This window comes from Methyloversatilis sp., assembly GCF_051861465.1.
Classification (GTDB): Bacteria; Pseudomonadota; Gammaproteobacteria; order Burkholderiales; family Rhodocyclaceae; genus Methyloversatilis.
The window spans coordinates 32,060-49,864 of sequence record NZ_JBHYCQ010000003.1; the positions used below are offsets into that span (position 1 = coordinate 32,060).

Below are 17,805 nucleotides of genomic sequence, written 5' to 3' on the forward strand. Positions count from 1 at the left end.
GTCTCCTCCCGGCATGCTGCCGTGTATGGCTTTCTAGGAAAGGGTCTGCAGGCGCAGCACGGCAAGCGCGATGCCGGTGAAGCAGGCCAGACCCGAAAAGCCTGCTCGCCACAGAATGAATCGCGGGCGGAAGCCGACGCCGGACACGAAGCCGGCGCTCATCGCCCAGAACAGCGCCATCGCCGCCCAGTGGTCGGCGCCGCCGGCCGGCGCAGCCAGCGCATGCGGCCAGACGGTGATGCCCAGCATGATGGCGATGGCCGCCAGCAGCGGCAGCGGTCGTATCGACCCGGCGGCTGCCGGCTCAGCCGGCGTGTGCGTCGCGGCCATGGTCGTTCTCCCCGCGTGCGCGGATGGCATCCAGGCGCGACTGCTCGCGCGCCGCCTCGTTCTCGCCCCACAGCGTGTTCAGGATGGCCAGCAGCACCGCGAAGCCGATGCCCAGTACCCAGGCGAAATACCACATGTGCATCTCCTTTGATTGCAGGGACTCAGTAGGCCGAATGTTCGTTCTCGCGCAGCCACGCCGTGGTCACCTTGCCGGCCATCACCTTGTAGGCCCAGCTGGTGTAGGCGACGATGAGGGGCATGAAGAGAAGCGTGGCCCAGAACATGATTCCCAGCGTGCGCTGGCTGGACACCGCATCCCACACGGTCAGGCTGGCGCCGGGCACGGTGGAGGACGGCATGACGAAGGGAAACATCGACACGCCCGCCGTGCCGATGACGCCGGTGATGGCGACCGACGAGGCGACGAAGGCGATCAGCGTTCGGCCGCGCATCACGGCCAGCAGGGCCAGTATCGCGCCGGCATAGGCCAGCGCAGGCACGACGAGGGTCGCGGGTGCGGCGGCGTAGTTGGCCAGCCAGGCGCCCGGCTGGCGCACCACAGTCTTGGCCAACGGATCGGGCTGAGCCGCCGTGTCGACGACCGACGTGATGGCGTAGCCGAAATCGCCCGCTGCAATCCAGATGCCTGCAGCGGTGAAACCCAGCAGCATGACGAGGCCGAACAGCAGCGCGGCGGTGCGCGCCCGGCGCTGGATGTCGCCTTCGGTGCGATGCGCCAGATAGATGGCGCCGTGCATCGTGATCATCGCCGTGCTCACCACGCCGCACAGCAGCGCAAACGGGTTGAGCAACTGCCAGAAGCTGCCTGTGTAGTGCGACACCAGCGTGTTTTCGAAGTAGAAGGGCACGCCCTGCAGAAGGTTGCCGAAGGCCACGCCGAAGATGAGTGGCGGCACCGCACCGCCGATGAACAGCCCCCAGTCCCAGGTGCTGCGCCAGGTCGCGTTGTGGATCTTGCTGCGGTAGTCGAAGCCGACCGGGCGGAAGAACAGCGCCCACAGCACGGCCAGCATGGCCCAGTAGAAGCCGCTGAACGCGGTGGCGTACACCAGCGGCCAGGCGGCGAAGATCGCACCGCCGCCGGTGATGAACCACACCTGGTTGCCATCCCAGTGCGGGCCGACGGTGTTGATGATGACGCGACGTTCTTCGTCGCTGCGCCCGGCGAAGGGCAGCAGCGTGCCCACGCCCATGTCGTGGCCGTCCATGATGGCGAAGCCGATCAGCAGCACGCCGACCAGCAGCCACCAGATGATCTTCAGGGTTTCGTAGTCGAACATGATCGTTCTCCGTTCAGGCGTGTGCGGGCGGGGCGGGAGTGGCGTGTGCCGCTTCGTGGTCGTAGCGGCCAGTACCCAGACTGCCCGGGCCCTGACGGGCGAACTTCACCATCAGGTACATCTCGACGATGAGCAGCACGGTGTAGAAGGTGACGAAGCCGGCCAGCGAGCCGTACAGGCTTTCGACACTGAGCGTCGATACCGACAGGTGGGTCGGCAGCACGCCGTAGATGGTCCAGGGCTGACGCCCGTATTCGGCGACGAACCAGCCCATTTCCGACGCGATCCACGGCATCGGCAGAAACCACAGCGACCACTTCAGCAGCCAGGGCCGCTGTGCGAAATCACCCTTGATCGAGGACCACAGCGCGAGGCCGAACAGCGCCAGCATGGCGAAGCCCAGTGCGACCATGATGCGGAAGGTCCAGAACAGGGGGGTGACGCGCGGCAGCGTGTCGCGGGCGGCTCGGTCGATCAGTTCCGGTGTCACCTCGTCCATCGACGCGACGTACTTCTTCAGCAGCAGGCCGAAGCCGAGATCGGCCTTCACCTTGTCGAAGGCGAGGCGTGCATCGGCGTTCTCCGGATGGGCCCGCAGGGTGTCGAGCAGTTTCACCGCCTCGATGCCGGTCACCACGCGTTCGCGGTTGCGGACCAGGATGTCCTTCAGTCCCGGCAGCTCCTTGTCCAGCGAGCGCGTACCGATGAGGCCCATCACGTAGGGAATGTGCAGCGCGTAGTCATTGCGCATTTCCGCCTCGTTCGGAATCGCGATCACGTTGAAGCCGGCCGGCGCGGGTTCGGTCTCCCACATCGCTTCCATCGCCGCCAGCTTGGTCTGTTGCGCCTCGCCCACCGTGTAGCCCGATTCGTCGCCGAGCACGATGACCGAACACACCGAGGCGAAGCCGAAGGCGGCGGCGATGCGGAAGCTGCGCTTGGCGAATTCGGTGTCGCGACCGCGCAGCAGATACCAGGACGAGATCGACAGCACGAACATGGCACCGGTCACGTAACCGGCCGACACGGTATGCACGAACTTGGCCTGGGCATCCGGGTTGAACACCACAGCCCAGAAGTCGGTCAATTCCATGCGCATCGTGACGAAACTGAATTCGGCGCCGACCGGGTTCTGCATCCAGCCATTGGCGATCAGGATCCACAGCGCCGACAGATTGGTGCCGATGGCCATCAGCAGCGTCACCAGCAGATGCTGGCGGCGCGAGAGGCGATCCCAGCCGAAGAAGAACAGGCCGATCATGGTCGATTCGAGGAAGAAGGCCATCAGCCCCTCGATCGCCAGCGGCGCGCCGAAAATGTCGCCGACGTAGTGCGAGTAGTAGGCCCAGTTGGTGCCGAACTGGAATTCCAGCGTGATGCCGGTGGTCACGCCGAGCGCGAAGTTGATGCCGAACAGCTTGCCCCAGAAGCGCGTCATGTCCTTGTAGATCACATTGCCGGTCATGACATACGCGCTTTCCATGATGACCAGCAGCCAGACCATGCCCAGCGTCAGCGGCACGAACAGGAAGTGGTACATCGCGGTGGCCGCGAATTGCAGCCGGGACAGATCGACGAGTTGTTCACTGACCATGACGGTCTCCAGTGGTCGAAGGGAATTCAATGCGGGACGGCGCTGACACCTGGACGGCGACCGCTGCGGCATCCACCGTCACGCGCGCATCGCGGACGAAGGCCCACCACAGGCCGGTGAGCACCACCAGCTTGAGGACGACGACGACGACGATGTCACGCATCAACTTCCGGTCTGCCAGATTCATGGCGCACTCCGCTTGAACAGCCATGACCTATCAAGTGTCGTGCCACCCGGACTGGTGTTGAAAAATATGTTGCCGATCAGTGGCTTGTGATCTTGGTCAGCATGCAGTGCTTGACCTTGTGGCTGACAGCGACACAGACTGACAGCCCGATCACGTCAGAACTGTCAGTGCCATGTCAGACGAACTGCGTCCGCTGCCCGAACTGGTGTCCTTCATCGAACTGGCACCCGAACCGCACATCCTGTTCGACCGCGACTACCGCGTGATCGCCGCCAACAAGGCCTACCGCGCGCAGTACGGCGGCGGGCGCAGCGTGGTCGGGCGCACCTGTTACGACGTGTCGCACCACTACAGCGTGCCGTGCGACCGCGCCGGCGAGGCCTGCCCGCTGGCGCGCAGCCTGGAATCGGAGCAGCGCGAACGCGTGCTGCATCTGCACCAGACGCCGCGCGGCGAGGAGTACGTGAACATCGAACTGACACCGGTGCGCAACGTCAGCGGCGACATCGCGTGGTTCATCGAAAAGATGGAGCCGCTGAAGGTGGCGCGCGGCGTGTCCGAACGCAGCGGCCTGATCGGCCGCGCGCCCGCCTTCCAGCGCATGCTCGAACTGGTGGCGCGGGTCGCGCCGTCGGACGCCAGCGTGCTGCTGCAGGGCGAATCCGGCAGCGGCAAGGAACTGGTGGCGCAGGCGGTGCACGACGCCAGCCGGCGCGCCGACCGCCCCTTCGTCGCGGTGGATTGTTCCGGCCTGCAGGACACGCTGTTCGAAAGCGAGCTGTTCGGCCACGAGAAGGGCGCCTTCACCGGCGCCATCGCACGCAAGGCGGGTCTGGTCGAGGCGGCCAGCGGCGGCACGCTGTTCCTCGACGAGCTGGGCGACATTCCGCTGACCATGCAGGTGAAGCTGCTGCGCCTGCTGGAGACCGGCACCTATCGCCGCGTCGGCTCCACCGAACTGATGCGCGCCGACGTCCGCCTGGTGTCGGCCACGCACCGGCCGCTGAAGCAGATGATTGCCGAAGGCCGCTTCCGGCAGGACCTGTACTACCGACTGAACGCCTTCCCCATCGTCGTGCCGCCGCTGCGCGAACGGCGCGAAGACCTGCCGCTGCTGGTCGAGTCGTTGCTGGCACGCGTTGCACCCGGCCGCCGGCTCACCGTGGCGCCGGCGGCCATGCGCGCGCTGCAGGCCTATGCCTTTCCCGGCAATGTGCGCGAGCTGCGCAATGTGCTGGAACGCGCCAGCTTGCTGTGCGACGGCGAAGAGATCGGCACGCAGCATCTCGATGAGGAAATCTGCATCGGCTGCGCCGGCCCTGCCCGCCGTGACGCGACAGGCGGTCTGCCGGTGGAGGGCGAGGGCGCGGTCGATCTGGACGAGGCGCAGCGTCAGATGCTCGCGCGCGTGGTGCGCAACCACACCGGCAGCCGCCACGACCTCGCCCGCAAGCTCGGCATCAGCGAACGCACGCTGTACCGCCGGCTGCGCGCGCTGGGCATTGCGCAGGACTGAAACCGGCGCTGCGGGCGGCGCGACTGCGCCATCGCTGGCAGGCAGCCCTGCCTGCGCTGGCAGTGCGGCAGTGGATGCCCACCGGTGCTTCGCCCGCAAACGGCGCGCAGCGGTGCGCGTACCGGGTGGTACGCGGATTGCGAATGTCCCGTGACAGAAACCGGCAACCGGGGGCAGGCAGCGCCCCGTTCGACCGTGCGGGCCGCGCGCTTCCAGACTCGCGCAGCCCGTGCGTGCGGCCCCGATGCCCGCCGTGACCCGGGTCGCCGGCTTCGTCCTTTTCCGCATGCTTCACCGGAGCCCGTGCCATGACCCACACGACCGAACTGCCCACCCTCCTCCCGCACGCGATGTGCGCCGACCGCCGCCGCCTGCTGATCGCCACCACCGGCGTCGGCGCCATTGCCGTGGCGGCGACCGCCGTTCCCTTCCTGTCCAGCTTCGCGCCGTCCGATCGGGCGCGCGCCGCCGGCGCGCCGGTCGAAGCCGACGTGAGCAAGCTGGCGCCGGGCAGCATGATGACCGTCGAATGGCGCGGCAAACCGGTTTGGGTGCTGCACCGCACGCCCGACATGCTGGCCGCGCTAGAGCGGCACGAAGCACGGCTGGCCGACGCCACATCGGCCGAAGCCCAGCAGCCCGGCTATGCCGCCAACCGCGAGCGCGCGCGCCGCGCCGACTATCTGGTGGTGATCGGCATCTGCACCCACCTCGGCTGCTCGCCGACCGAAAAGATCGACACCGGCAGCAGTTCGGGGCTGGGCGACGACTGGCCGGGCGGCTTCCTGTGCCCCTGCCACGGCTCGACCTTCGACCTCGCAGGACGCGTGTTCCGCAACCAGCCGGCGCCGACCAACCTCGAAGTGCCGCCCTACCAGTGGCTGTCGGATACGCGGCTGCTGATCGGCGACGACGGCGCGACCGCGGCCTGAAGCCGGGAACCGAAGTCGATCGCGGCAGTGGTCGCGAGGCGGGCAAAGGCCCAGTGGACAATCCGATTTTTGTGGATACAACAAATCGGTACGCCTGACCTACGACCCCGCCAAAAGTGAGCGTAATGTCAAGAGCGCGGCATGCCATTCGCGCTTGCCCAACAGTTCGACTGGAGCCTCGCCCTCATCGTCGAGGACACTCGGCAAGCGCACCCGGAGCGGCGTTTTCAGGCGCTGGGCTTCATCGATGAGCACTTGTGCATGCTGGTGTTCACACCACGCGAAGGCGCACTGCACGTGATCAGCCTGCGCCGGGCCAACAAACGCGAAAGGACTCGTTATGAAGCGCAAACCCGACCCTGAACGCCTGGACGCCGATGCACCCGAGGCCACCGAGGAATGGTTCGCGAAAGCGCGGCCCGCGAAAAGCGTGCTGGCCGAGTTGATGGGCGAAGACGTGGCTGAAGAAATGCTGAAGCCCAAGCGAGGACGACCCGTAACGCTCCAGCCGAAGGCGCACGTCAACATTCGCCTGGATGCGGACATTCTTGAGGCATTCAAGGATGGCGGAGTGGGCTGGCAGACGCGTATCAACAGTGCGCTCCGCGATTGGCTGAAAACGCACCCCGGCGACCGAAAAGACTGATCGGGCGCGGGTCAGGGCACGCTTCGAGGATCGTCGTCCCAGAGGCCTTCGAGCCGCTCTCCGTGTCGCGGCGTGATCGGCGAAGCCATCATTCTGCTTGCCGCGCTCGTGCGACACGAAGCGCAGCAGCCCGCCTATGCACCGACGCGAGCGTGCACGCCGCACCGATCAGTGCCCCAAGGGTGGAGGGCGGGAGCAGGGTATTCCCGACCCGATGAGAACAGGCTATCCCGAGCGGCGATGTATCGCTGTCAGATGTAAGCACAGAGGAGCCAGCGCAATGGGCTGGTGTGGCCTCATCACCTTCTGTGAGCTACCGCACCACCCGTGCAAAGGCTGTAAATACATACACTTCATGGGCTTAGACAAGCGTATTGCTAGGATGCTTCGCAGGGCGTAATGTCCGCAACCATTCCCAGCGATGAAATGTGGTGGCAAGCATGGCAACAGAGCTAAGAACAGGACTCGAGATCGACATCGACGCTGCGTACCGGTACCTCGCAATCGCGCGGCAGCATCATTCACAAGCTGACATAGCCTCGTATCTGGACGTCAATGTCAAAACCGTCCAGCGTTGGGAGGCCCGGCAATCGATGCCCAAGCCTTATCTGACGCATGCCCTGCGTCAGTTGATCCTTCCGTTCGGCATGCCGAAAACCGATGACGCCGAGTTCACCTTCATTGATCTCTTTGCGGGAGTGGGCGGAATCCGGGCAGCCTTTGAGGGAATCGGCGGACGTTGTGTCTTTACAAGTGAGTGGGACACCTACGCGCAGAAGACCTACGCGGAGAACTTTCCTGACGGACATCTCATCGCAGGTGACATAACCAAGATCGCTGCGGGCGACATACCGCACCACGACGTATTGTTGGCAGGCTTTCCGTGCCAGCCTTTTTCGATTGCCGGTGTAAGCAAAAAGAACGCACTCGGGCGGGCGCACGGCTTCCACGACGAAACGCAAGGAACATTATTCTTCGACGTATGCCGGATCATCGATGAGAAGAGGCCGCGCGCTTTTCTGCTGGAGAACGTCAAGAACCTCGTGTCACATGACAAGGGCCGCACTTTTGACGTCATCCGCAGATCGCTTCAGGAACTTGGCTACTTCATCCATACCCGCGTGATCGATGGTGCACACTTCACACCGCAACACAGGGAGAGGATCATCATTGTCGGATTCCGCGAGAACTCAGCCTTCGATTTCGATGCGCTCCCACTGACGCCCAAGGGCAGCAAGGTCATGCGTGACATCCTGCACCGCACGGACGGCAGCGAACCTGAGATCGAGGCGGACGGTGATCGTTTTTTCGATCACACGGGTTGCAAGGTCCCCGACAAATACACGCTCACGGACAAGCTGTGGTCGTATCTGCAGCGTTACGCAGACAAGCACAAGGCTAAAGGCAATGGCTTCGGCTTCGGACTGGTGTTTCCGGACAGTGTGTCGCGCACATTGTCGGCGCGTTACTACAAGGATGGTTCGGAAATTCTTGTCTGGCAGGGTGAGGGCCGGAATCCTCGACGCCTTACACCAAGAGAATGCGCAAGGCTGATGGGGTTTCCTGATACCTACAGGATTCCAGTGTCGGATACTCGTGCCTACAAGCAGTTCGGAAATTCAGTAGTTGTTGATGTGATTCGTCATGTCGCAAGCCTGATGAAGCCCGCGCTGACTTCCGACGGGCAGGAGCCTGAACTCCCTTTGCGCTTCAAGAACGCCTGACGTCACCTATGCAGGCAGAGGCGTACTTTCCAGGGTTCGCCTCCTCGCGTTGGGGTGTTTCGTGATTCAAGCAATCGAACCCGCCTTTGTTGGGGGCAACGCGAATGTAAGTCGCCTTCTGCTTATTCGAATGCAACTGACATTTCATGCGACTCTTCATGGCTGATGTTGTCGACAAGGCAACGCGTAGCCGGATGATGTCGGGTATCCGGTCGAAGGATACCTACCCCGAGACTTTTGTACGGAAAGGCCTGCATGCACAGGGCTTCCGCTACCGCCTCCACGTCAAGGGTCTTCCGGGAAGTCCTGATATCGTTCTACCGAAGTACGGGGCGTTGATATCGATAATGGGATGCTTCTGGCATGGTCACGACTGCCGCTATTTCAAGGTTCCAACCACGCGCACGGATTTCTGGTTGAAGAAGATCGAAGAGAACCGCGCTCGTGACGCGCGGAACCTTGCCAGTCTGCAAGCAAAAGGCTGGCGGACCTTGGTTGTCTGGGAATGCGCGATCAGAGCTGGCGGTAAGGTGAAGCCTTCACTGGACGTCATCGCACTCATATCCGAATGGCTGCGAAGTGGGGCAATCAGCGCAGAACTGAATGAGACTGGAATGCTGGAGGGTTGATGTTTTCGGACTCGATTGCCAATTACTTCGAAGGCGTGGCTGCCAAGCACCTCAGCGCGGTTGACGCGCGCCCCGAGCGATCGAACCAGCACGAGATCGGTGGGCTGGTAAAAGTTGGTTTCAAGCAGTTCCTCGGGGAGCCGCTAAGGGGCGAGATCAACCGCTTCGAAGCAAGTCTTGTCTACTTGTCGGATGCAGACGAATCGCCTGTCATGTGCAAAGACGCCGTGACATGGTACGGCGCAACGCGTCGCGATCCCGAACGCCCCCTCGAGTATCGCCTGTACTACCCCACCAATGCCGTCACGTCGCAGCTGGCAGAAGGGGACTTCTTTCTGATTGCAAAACGCACAGACGGGACGCTGCTATTGGTTTTCTGTCCTCCGGAATCTACGGTCGAGGCGCAGTTGCGAGCTGTATTCGGGCTGGGTGCTGTTGGAGACTCATTCCGGAGCGGTGAGATATCTGTTTCTGCACTGATCCTTCCGGTAAGGCTCTTGCTGGAAGATATCGGCCTTGTCACCCGGGAACAGGATGAACGCGGTCAATGGCTGGAACTTCTTGTCGAGAACTTTGGCGGCGAGTTTTTTCCGGCCACCACCGAGTTCTCGGCTCTGGCACGGAAGACTCTGAGCGGCGAGCTCGATCCTGTTGCGGATCCCGACACTGCACTGATGGCGTGGATGGATCATGAGGAGTTCCTGTTTCGTATCTATGAGCGCCACATCGTGCAACAGAGGTTGCGTCAGGGATTCGGCGAGGACGGCGACGACGTTGATGCGTTCATCGGATATTCGTTGAGCGTCCAGAACCGGCGCAAATCGCGTGTTGGACATGCGTTCGAGGGGCATCTCGAGCACCTATTCATGTTCAACGGATTGAAGTTCGAGCGAGCTCGTGGAAAGGGCAAGGTGACCGAAAACAATTCCAGACCTGATTTCATGTTTCCGGACTTCGGCGCATATCACGATCCAGAATTTCAAGCGGAGCGCCTGACCATGCTGGGGGCCAAAACGACTTGCAAAGATCGCTGGCGACAGGTTCTGGCTGAGGCCGAGCGCATCGAACACAAGCACCTCATAACACTTGAACCGGCAATCAGCACAGCACAAACAGCCGAAATGGCTGCGGCAAACCTGCAGTTGGTCGTACCGGAATCAATTCATCCCACTTATAACGCCCAGCAGCGCGAGTTCATACAAAGCTTGCGGGACTTCGTGGCTGATATCCGGGCAAAGTCTTTCTGAGGGCAATACGCGAACTTGCGCGGTTCGAAGACGCAACATCGGCGCTCTGACGGGAAGCGAAGCTTGCCGGACGGTCACCCCCATGCTCGCTCACGGATGCTTTAGCGGCCTCGTAGCCAGAAGCCAACAATTGGCAAACACGCGTGAGCACGTCTTGCCCAACCAGCCTGGAAAGTTCATCGCTACCGCAGCTGGACTACGATTCAACTCAAAATATCAAATTGACGGGGCATTTGAATAAAGTGTTTGAATCGCAGTATGGCTACGACTGGAACAAGCAAACTAAACTCGCTCTATACCGGCCTGCCGCCCGGAGCGCCCCTGACCTCAGCCGACCTGGCGGGTCTGGGCATTTCGGCAGACTTGGCCGTGCACTACGTGCGCGCAGGCTGGCTCACGCGTTTGACGCGCGGGATGTTCTGCCGCCCGAACGACGCGCTGGCCCTGCATCCGAGCCTGGTGCTGCTGCAGCGCCGCTTCGCCGGTCTGCACGTGGGCGGGAAGTCGGCGCTGGACTGGTACGACGTGCGTCAGTACGTGGCGCAGCAACCGGTGCTGCAACTATATGGCTGGGCAGCCGGGCGCCTGCCGGAGTGGTGCACCGAGCGCTTCCCGGCCGAGTACCACCGCAAGCGCCTGTTCGACGAACAGCCCGACGCTCTGCTGCACGCTGGCCCGTTCGAGAAGCGCAGCGGGGCACCGCAGGTATCGACGCCTGAACGCGCGCTGCTGGAACTGCTGAGCGACGTGGGTGTGCGCCAAGCTCTGCAGGAGGCGCGCGAACTCGTGGAGAGCAGCTACAGCCTTCGCGCCGACGTACTGCGCGAACTGCTGCAGCGCTGCACGAGCGTCAAGACCGTACGCCTGTGCCTGCAGCTTGGCCGGGAGGCCTCGATGCTCTGGGCGGCCGCGCTCGATCCTGCCACGCTGCCGACGGGCGGCGACCGGCCCTGGGTGTCCCGATCAGCCGACGGCCTGCTGGTGCTCAAGGCATGAGCACCGCATACATCCGCCTGTCGCAGACCGCCCGCCGCGCCGCTCAGAACGCCACGACCTTGCGGTTCGGCTCCATCAGCGCACGACCCATGGCATCCGGCTTGGCCGGCGCGATGCCGTCCTTCAGCATGTCCGGCTTGTGGCCGGTGTTCGGCAGATAGATCGCGCACACCGACGCGGTCGCGCCCTTCTTCATGGCGGCATCCAGCAATTGCGCGGGCGTCACGTCCTTGGGCTTGAGCGGCGTGCCGCCGGCGCCCTTCAGTGCGAGGTCGCCCGCCTTGTCGCACAGCAGGATGTCGACCTGACCGCCCTGTTCCTGCATCTGGTTGGCCAGCACCATGGCCATGCCCTGGGTCATGCCGCTTTCGGCACTGAGGATGACGGTGACGGCCTGCTTGTCGGCCAGTGCGACCGACGACAGGGTGGCGAGTGCGAGGGTGACGAGTACTTTCTTCATGGGTGAGTCTCCGGGTGGTGAGTGGAAGGTGTGGCGCTTCAGCGCCGCTTCGCTGTCGGCGAAGGACGCGCGTGCCGCAGCAGTGCGGCGCGTCTGGATGTCATGTCGGTGATGAAGGCGTCGCGACTGCCGGCGAGCAGCGGTGCGCTGCGCAGGCGCAGTTCGCCCAGCGTGGCCACGCGGCGCCCGCGCAGCGGATGGGCCGGAAAGACGAGGGTCTGTTCCGGCAGCATGAAGAGGCGGCAGGTCAGGCTGTCGTACAGCAGGCCGGCATCGGCGTCATCGCCGCCATCGGCGCAACTCCCCAGATCGAAGGCATCGCCGCAGAACAGGCGATCACGCCACAGATAGCTCACGCAGTGCGCGGTGTGGCCGGGCGTGGCCAGCACGCGCAGCACCTCCTGACCGAACACCAGCGTGCTGCCGTGCACCGCGCGCTCGACCTTCGCCGGGCAGGCGGCATTGATGCCGACGCCATCGGCGATGACCAGCGTGGCACCGGTCAGCTCGCTCAGCGCGCTGCAGTTCAGCGGTTGGCTGGCATGGACATGGGTGCGCAGCACATGACTCAAGCGGAATCGGCGCTCGGCCAGCAGCGCGAGCAGCAGTTCGGTGCTGCGCGGCGGCGGATCGATGATGACGGCGTCCAGCGAGCCGGCATCAGCCAGCAGATAACCGATGTGGCCGGCGTCAGGGTCTTCGATCGGGTGGAAATACACGGTGGGCTCGGCAGTGCGCGAAGGATGTCGTGCACTGTCCTATCAAGGGTCGTGCCAGCCGCGCTCACCAGAGCAGAACGCCCATTGAATCAGTGGGATGCAGGGCCGCGCATGCGGCAGCACCCGGCGGATCCGGCTGCCTTTGGCAGCCAGGCTGCCAGCGCACTGACGGCGTTGGCAGCACGCGCCGTCGACGTGTTCCGATCCTGCTTCGATGCGCCAGTCGCGGTGGCACGGCAGACGTGCCCGACATGACGGGCACGAGCGCCATGTTTGGCAGTCAGGTCAGCTGCCGCACGCTGCCCTGGCAGCCTGAAATGCCCTTGTCACGCGCAGGGGAATGTCTTCAAGTTATTGAAATTATTTGGTTTCTCTAAATATTCATCGAAGCCGGACAGGTGGCACACAACTTGATAACACGACATGCCGGCCGTGCATTGCGTGGCCGACCTGATCCGCCGGGCAGACGACACCGCACCGGCACATGCATTCGAGACTTGGAGAACTGAAATGGACAACACCCAGCAATCGACCTTCCCGCGCCTGAACGAACCGGCTCCGGCCTTCAGCGCCCGTACCACGCACGGTGACCGCAAGCTGGAGGACTACCGCGGCAAGTGGCTCATCCTGTTTTCGCACCCGGCCGACTTCACGCCGGTGTGCACGACCGAATTCATCGCCTTCGCCAAGGCGGCACCGAAATTCGCCGGGATGGGCTGCGAACTGCTGGGCCTGTCGATCGACAGCCTGTTCTCCCACCTCGCCTGGGTGCGCAACATCAAGGAGAAGTTCGGCGTCGACATTCCGTTTCCGATCATCGAAGACCTGAAGATGGACGTCGCCCGCGCCTACGGCATGGTGCATCCGGGTGCCGCCGACACGCAGGCCGTGCGCGCCACCTTCTTCATCGACCCGAACGGCGTACTGCGCGCGATGGTGTATTACCCGATGAGCAACGGCCGCAGCATCGACGAATTCGTGCGACTGCTGACGGCACTGCAGACCTCGGATGCCAATGGCGTCGCCACGCCGGAAAACTGGTGTCCGGGCCAGCCGGTCATCGTGCCGCCGCCGAAAACCGCCGAAGCCGCCGAAAAGCGCGCATCCGAAGGCTACGACACGGTGGACTGGTACTTCTCGACCAGGACACTGTAGGCAAAAAAACCGGTATCCGACCGGCCATTGGGCGTGGCCGGTCGGAACCGACGATCAACGCAAGGGAAACAAAAACCATGAGTGATGCCACCTTCAACGAAACCGCGGCGCACGCCGGTCGCCTGGCCCACTTTCCGGTGTCGCTGTTCGCCATCGTGATGGGGACTGCCGGACTTGCGATCGCGTGGATGAAGGCGCACCACGCGCTCGGCGCACCCGTCGAGATCACGCAGCTGCTGCGCTGGGTGGCGTCGGCGCTCTACCTCTTCCTGCTCGCGATGTACGCCGCCAAGCTGGTGCGTCATCCGGCGGAGGTGGCGGCGGAGCGACGGCACCCGGTGCGGCTGAATTTCTTTCCGGCCATCTCGATCGGACTCATCCTGCTGGCGATTGCGTGGGCGCCCGACGCGCCTGCAGCGGCCAGCTGGATGTGGCGCATCGGTGCCGCGCTGCAGCTCGGCTTCACGCTGTACGTCATGAGCAGCTGGCTGCACCACACGCACTACGCGATACAGCACGCCAACCCGGCCTGGTTCATCCCGGTGGTCGGCAACATCCTGGTGCCCATCGTGGGCGTGCGCTTTGCGCCGGCCGATGTGAGCTGGTTCTTCTTCAGCATCGGTCTGGTGTTCTGGATCGTGCTGATGACGCTGGTGCTGTACCGCCTGTTCTTTCACGAACCTTTGCCGGCACGTCTTGCGCCGACACTGTTCATCCTGATCGCGCCCCCGTCGGTCGGCTTCCTGTCATATGTCGCGCTGAGCGGCGAGGTCGACGCGTTCGCACGCATCCTTTATTTCTGTGCGCTGTTCCTGACGCTGCTGCTGGCCAGCAATGCGCTGCGCTTCTTCCGTCTGCCATTCTTCATTTCTGCCTGGGCGTATTCGTTTCCGCTGGCAGCGATGACCATCGCCACCTTCGAAATGGGCGTGCGCACCGGTCAGGGCTTCTACAGCGTGCTGGCACTTGCGCTGCTTGCGGTGCTCACGCTGGTGCTGGTCGCACTGGTGACGAAAACCGTGCAGGCGGCGCTGCAAGGCCGCATCTGCATTCCCGAGTGAGCGCCTCGCCCTGGCGCCGCTGGCTGCTGCGACGCTTTGCGGCCGCCCGCGAGCCGCATGCGACCACACCGGCGGACTGCGGACTGCCGGCGGTCACCGTATGGCTGACGGCCTGCGATGGCAGGCGCCTGCACGGCTGGTTCGTGCCGGCCGACACCGGACCGCGCGTACCGGCCGCACTGGTGATGCACGGCTGGGGCGCCAATGCGTCGATGATGCTGCCGCTGGCCGGCCCGTTGCACGAGGCCGGCCATGCCGTGCTGCTGCTCGATGCGCGCGGCCACGGCGACAGCGATGACATCGACTTCATGTCGCTGCCGCGCTTCGCCGACGACGTGGCCAGCGGGCTGGACTGGTTGTGCGCGCGTGATGACGTCGATCCGGCGCGGCTGTCGCTGATCGGCCATTCGGTCGGCGCCGCCGCAGTGCTGCTGGAAACCAGCCGCCATCCGCGTGCGCAGGCGGTGATCAGCCTGTCGGCTTTCGCGCACCCGCAGGACATGATGCGGCGCTACCTGCGGACGATGGGCATTCCGTGGCGCCCCTTCGGTGCGCTGATCACACGCCACGTGCAGCACGTGATCGGTGCCCGCTTCGACGACATTGCGCCGCTGGCCACGCTGCCGAAAGTCCGCTGCCCGGTGCTGCTGGCGCACGGTCTGCGCGACAGCACCGTTCCGATCAGCGAAGCTCACCGGCTGGTGGCCGCGCGGCCCGGCACACCGCTGATTTCCCTCGATGCCGAGCATGACCTGAGTGCCGCACTGCCACACGCGCGCGCAGCGCTGATGGCCTTTCTCGCCACATCGGCGTGACTGCGCTGACCAAAAAGCATCGTTGACTTTGGTCAGTCTGGACTGAGTCCAGATTGACCACACTGTGATCAGTCAACTGAGAGGGAGCATCCAGCATGAAACGCATTCTTCTGGCCGCGGCGATCGCCGCGGTGTCGGGTGTGGCGGTCAGTCAGGCCTTCAGGGAGGAGCCCATCAAGCCCATCCGTCCACCGCAGAACATCAATCTGGGCATGGTCGAACTGGGCAAGAAGCTCTATTTCGATCCGCGACTGTCCAAGTCCGGCTTCATCTCGTGCAACTCCTGTCACAACCTGTCGATGGGCGGCACCGACAACATTCCGACCTCGATCGGCGACAGGTGGCAACAAGGGCCGATCAATGCACCGACGGTGCTCAATTCGAGCCTGAATGTCGCGCAGTTCTGGGACGGCCGTGCAGCCGACCTGAAGGAACAGGCGGGTGGCCCGATCGCCAATCCGGGTGAAATGGCGTTCTCGCACACGCTGGCCATCAGTGTGCTGGGCACCATTCCGGGCTATGTGCGCGAGTTCCGCCAGGTGTTCGGCAAGGAGAAGATCGACATCGATCAGGTGACGCTGGCGATCGCAGAATTCGAGAAGACGCTGGTGACGCCTAACTCGCGTTTCGACCAGTGGCTGCTCGGCAAGAACGACGCACTCACCGCGCAGGAACTGGCCGGCTACGAGCTGTTCAAGGACAGCGGCTGCATTGCCTGCCACAACGGCGAGGCGGTCGGCGGCGCGACGTTCCAGAAGATGGGTCTGGTCGAGCCGTACAAGTCATCCAGTTCGGCCGAAGGCCGCTCGGCGGTGACGGGCCAGGACATCGACCGTTTCAACTTCAAGGTGCCGACGCTGCGCAACGTGGAATTGACCTACCCCTACTTCCACGACGGTGCGGCCAATACGCTGGCCGAATCGGTCACCATCATGGGCCGGCTGCAACTGGGCCGAAAGTTCTCGCCGGACGAGAACGCGCGCATCGTCGCCTTCCTGAAGACACTGACCGGTGACCAGCCCAGCTTCACGCTGCCCATCCTGCCGCCGTCAGCCGACAGCACGCCCCGCCCGACCCCGTTCGCGAAGAACTGAGCCCGGAGACAGGCCCCCGGGGAGCGGGGGAGCCTGTAGGACGCGCCACCCGCGCACACAGCGAGCCCGCAAGCGCAGCGACTGTGGGAGCGACGGCCCCGTCGCGATCAGTGCCGTGACCATCGCAGTGCGAAGTGCGCATCGCGGCGAGGCCGCCACCCCCAAAAGGGCAGCGCGCCAAGAGACCACAGCGAGCTCTAAAGCGCAGGGACCGTGGGAGCGACGGCCCCGTCGCGATCAGTGCAACGACCATCACAGTGCGAAGTGCATATCGCGGCGAGGGCGGAGCGGGGGTTTCGGCGAGCACTGCTCGCCGCCCGCGGAGCCGGTTGGCCATGCAGGGCCAACCGTGGATCGCCGCTCCCACAGGGGCGGCTCCCACGGGAGACGCTACGGCAGGTCGCGCACCCGAACAAAAACCGGGAAGCGCGGCAGGCCGCGGGTGGTCAGTTCGCGATAACGGTAGGTCACCTGCGCACCGATGGCCGGCGGCGCGGCGCGTGCCGCGTCGCTGAAGCCGCTGCCGATGCGAAAGCGCCGGCCTTCGGCGTCCATCACCTCGAGCGCGCCGAGCCGGCCGCGGTGCCGGCCCTTGCCCGGCACGTGGCCGGTCACGGTCGCTTCGGCATCGAGAAAGGGCGTGAGCTTGAGCAGCGCATCGCTGCGCCCGGCGGTCCACAACGCGTCGGCCCGGTGCAGCATCAGCCCTTCGCCGCCACCGGCGACCACCTCGTTGAAGCGCAACGCCAGTTCGGCCCGGTCGGCGACGCGCCACTGCGGCACGACCTGAAGCCAGGGCAGACCCGCGTCGGCGACGATGCGGGTCAGGCGCTCGAGACGCTGGCTGAAGTCGCCCGGTGCGCCCGGCAGGTCGAACAGCAGGTAGCGCACCGGCTGCCAGTCGGCGTCGTCCGGCACATCGCGTCGAACAATGCCCGACAGCACATCGAAGCGGCCGCGGGCGATCCACAGTTCGCCATCGAGCGGGTGCGCAGGCAAGGACGCGGTAAACCACGCCGGCGCCGCAATCGGGCGCCCGCTGCGAAAGCGCAGCATCCGCCCGTCCCACACGGCGCGCACCCCGTCCAGCTTTTCGCTGACCCAGTAGGCGGCCGGATCGATGCCGTCGTGATGGCGCTGCGCGTGCATCAGCGCCGGCGGTTCAGCCAGCGCGCCCTGCATCGACAACAGTGCGCACAGCACGAAGCGCAGCCATGCGGACAGGCGGACCATGCTGGCGATTCCTCGGGAAGCGGGACGCCAAGCTTAGCCCGAACATGTCGATGGCATCAATGCAGCAGGACGTTCGATGATCGAGGGTGACATTGCATCTGACGGCGCAGTGGCTGCGTAGACGTCGCGAGCCTGACCGTGTCGCAGACACCGGTCCGGTTCCCGC

20 protein-coding genes are annotated in these 17,805 nt (G+C 64.2%); 12 read left to right on the top strand and 8 right to left on the bottom strand.

Features of this window, described 5'->3' with window-relative positions; all coding sequences use genetic code 11:
* Positions 1 to 33: 33 nt before the first annotated feature.
* Genes ACTIFF_RS04785 through cydP form a run of 5 tightly spaced genes read right to left on the bottom strand, consistent with a single transcriptional unit; the run spans position 34 to position 3,412 of the window.
* A complete protein-coding gene (locus ACTIFF_RS04785) occupies positions 34 to 330 on the bottom strand; it encodes a cyd operon YbgE family protein (protein WP_439535804.1) in 297 nt (98 codons plus the stop codon).
* Positions 305 to 466 (bottom strand): cytochrome bd-I oxidase subunit CydX, encoded by a 162-nt coding sequence (gene cydX / locus ACTIFF_RS04790; protein WP_373566749.1) that lies wholly within the window; start codon positions 464 to 466, stop codon positions 305 to 307. The genes ACTIFF_RS04785 and cydX overlap by 26 nt, the downstream gene beginning before the upstream one ends.
* Positions 467 to 491: 25 nt before the next feature.
* The gene (gene cydB, locus ACTIFF_RS04795; protein WP_439535805.1) at positions 492 to 1,631 is read right to left on the bottom strand and encodes a cytochrome d ubiquinol oxidase subunit II; all 1,140 of its coding nucleotides are present in this window, start codon (positions 1,629 to 1,631) and stop codon (positions 492 to 494) included.
* A gap of 13 nt (positions 1,632 to 1,644) precedes the next feature.
* On the bottom strand, positions 1,645 to 3,225 hold the full coding sequence (locus tag ACTIFF_RS04800; protein ID WP_439535806.1) for a cytochrome ubiquinol oxidase subunit I: 1,581 nt from the start codon (positions 3,223 to 3,225) through the stop codon (positions 1,645 to 1,647).
* On the bottom strand, positions 3,215 to 3,412 hold the full coding sequence (gene cydP / locus ACTIFF_RS04805; RefSeq protein ID WP_439535807.1) for a cytochrome oxidase putative small subunit CydP: 198 nt from the start codon (positions 3,410 to 3,412) through the stop codon (positions 3,215 to 3,217). Before cydP ends, ACTIFF_RS04800 begins: the two co-directional genes overlap by 11 nt.
* Before the next feature lie 172 nt (positions 3,413 to 3,584).
* Here cydP and ACTIFF_RS04810 point away from each other — a divergent pair, with 172 nt between their 5' ends.
* The 8 genes from ACTIFF_RS04810 (at position 3,585) to ACTIFF_RS04845 (ending at position 11,102) form a co-directional block, all read left to right on the top strand.
* Entirely contained in the window at positions 3,585 to 4,928 is a 1,344-nt protein-coding gene (locus tag ACTIFF_RS04810; RefSeq protein ID WP_439535808.1) for a sigma-54 interaction domain-containing protein, read from the top strand.
* 308 nt (positions 4,929 to 5,236) lie between these two features.
* Positions 5,237 to 5,860: a ubiquinol-cytochrome c reductase iron-sulfur subunit gene (gene petA / locus ACTIFF_RS04815; protein WP_439535809.1), complete on the top strand. Its 624-nt coding sequence runs from the start codon at positions 5,237 to 5,239 to the stop codon at positions 5,858 to 5,860.
* A 141-nt stretch (positions 5,861 to 6,001) separates the two neighbouring features.
* The gene (locus tag ACTIFF_RS04820; RefSeq protein ID WP_439535810.1) at positions 6,002 to 6,223 is read left to right on the top strand and encodes a BrnT family toxin; all 222 of its coding nucleotides are present in this window, start codon (positions 6,002 to 6,004) and stop codon (positions 6,221 to 6,223) included.
* Positions 6,201 to 6,506: a BrnA antitoxin family protein gene (locus ACTIFF_RS04825; protein WP_439535811.1), complete on the top strand. Its 306-nt coding sequence runs from the start codon at positions 6,201 to 6,203 to the stop codon at positions 6,504 to 6,506. The genes ACTIFF_RS04820 and ACTIFF_RS04825 overlap by 23 nt, the downstream gene beginning before the upstream one ends.
* Positions 6,507 to 6,946: 440 nt before the next feature.
* Positions 6,947 to 8,230, top strand: coding sequence for a DNA (cytosine-5-)-methyltransferase (gene dcm, locus ACTIFF_RS04830; RefSeq protein WP_439535812.1), 1,284 nt, complete (start codon positions 6,947 to 6,949; stop codon positions 8,228 to 8,230).
* Between the two features lie 158 nt (positions 8,231 to 8,388).
* Positions 8,389 to 8,859, top strand: coding sequence for a very short patch repair endonuclease (locus ACTIFF_RS04835; RefSeq protein WP_439535813.1), 471 nt, complete (start codon positions 8,389 to 8,391; stop codon positions 8,857 to 8,859).
* Complete coding sequence (locus tag ACTIFF_RS04840) at positions 8,859 to 10,106, top strand: type II restriction endonuclease (RefSeq protein ID WP_439535814.1); 1,248 nt, start codon at positions 8,859 to 8,861, stop codon at positions 10,104 to 10,106. The genes ACTIFF_RS04835 and ACTIFF_RS04840 overlap by 1 nt, the downstream gene beginning before the upstream one ends.
* A 258-nt stretch (positions 10,107 to 10,364) precedes the next feature.
* Positions 10,365 to 11,102, top strand: coding sequence for a type IV toxin-antitoxin system AbiEi family antitoxin domain-containing protein (locus ACTIFF_RS04845; protein ID WP_439535815.1), 738 nt, complete (start codon positions 10,365 to 10,367; stop codon positions 11,100 to 11,102).
* Positions 11,103 to 11,145: 43 nt separating this feature from the next.
* Here the strand turns inward: ACTIFF_RS04845 and ACTIFF_RS04850 are convergent, their stop codons facing one another.
* Positions 11,146 to 11,562 carry a hypothetical protein gene (locus tag ACTIFF_RS04850; protein WP_439535816.1) on the bottom strand — a complete coding sequence of 139 codons (417 nt, stop codon included), beginning with the start codon at positions 11,560 to 11,562 and terminating at the stop codon, positions 11,146 to 11,148.
* 38 nt (positions 11,563 to 11,600) lie between these two features.
* The gene (locus tag ACTIFF_RS04855) at positions 11,601 to 12,281 is read right to left on the bottom strand and encodes an MBL fold metallo-hydrolase (RefSeq protein WP_439535817.1); all 681 of its coding nucleotides are present in this window, start codon (positions 12,279 to 12,281) and stop codon (positions 11,601 to 11,603) included.
* Positions 12,282 to 12,791: 510 nt separating this feature from the next.
* Between ACTIFF_RS04855 and ACTIFF_RS04860 the strand changes: the two genes are divergently transcribed.
* The 4 genes from ACTIFF_RS04860 (at position 12,792) to ACTIFF_RS04875 (ending at position 16,406) form a co-directional block, all read left to right on the top strand.
* Positions 12,792 to 13,436 carry a peroxiredoxin gene (locus tag ACTIFF_RS04860; protein ID WP_439535818.1) on the top strand — a complete coding sequence of 215 codons (645 nt, stop codon included), beginning with the start codon at positions 12,792 to 12,794 and terminating at the stop codon, positions 13,434 to 13,436.
* Positions 13,437 to 13,513: 77 nt separating this feature from the next.
* Positions 13,514 to 14,497 carry an SLAC1 anion channel family protein gene (locus ACTIFF_RS04865; protein WP_439535819.1) on the top strand — a complete coding sequence of 328 codons (984 nt, stop codon included), beginning with the start codon at positions 13,514 to 13,516 and terminating at the stop codon, positions 14,495 to 14,497.
* Positions 14,494 to 15,312: an alpha/beta hydrolase gene (locus tag ACTIFF_RS04870; protein ID WP_439535820.1), complete on the top strand. Its 819-nt coding sequence runs from the start codon at positions 14,494 to 14,496 to the stop codon at positions 15,310 to 15,312. The genes ACTIFF_RS04865 and ACTIFF_RS04870 overlap by 4 nt, the downstream gene beginning before the upstream one ends.
* Positions 15,313 to 15,407: 95 nt before the next feature.
* A complete protein-coding gene (locus tag ACTIFF_RS04875; RefSeq protein WP_439535821.1) occupies positions 15,408 to 16,406 on the top strand; it encodes a cytochrome-c peroxidase in 999 nt (332 codons plus the stop codon).
* A gap of 390 nt (positions 16,407 to 16,796) precedes the next feature.
* On the opposite strand, the gene ACTIFF_RS04880 is transcribed toward ACTIFF_RS04875, so the two are convergent.
* Positions 16,797 to 17,639, bottom strand: coding sequence for a DNA ligase (locus ACTIFF_RS04880; RefSeq protein WP_439535822.1), 843 nt, complete (start codon positions 17,637 to 17,639; stop codon positions 16,797 to 16,799).
* Between the last annotated feature and the right edge of the window lie 166 nt (positions 17,640 to 17,805).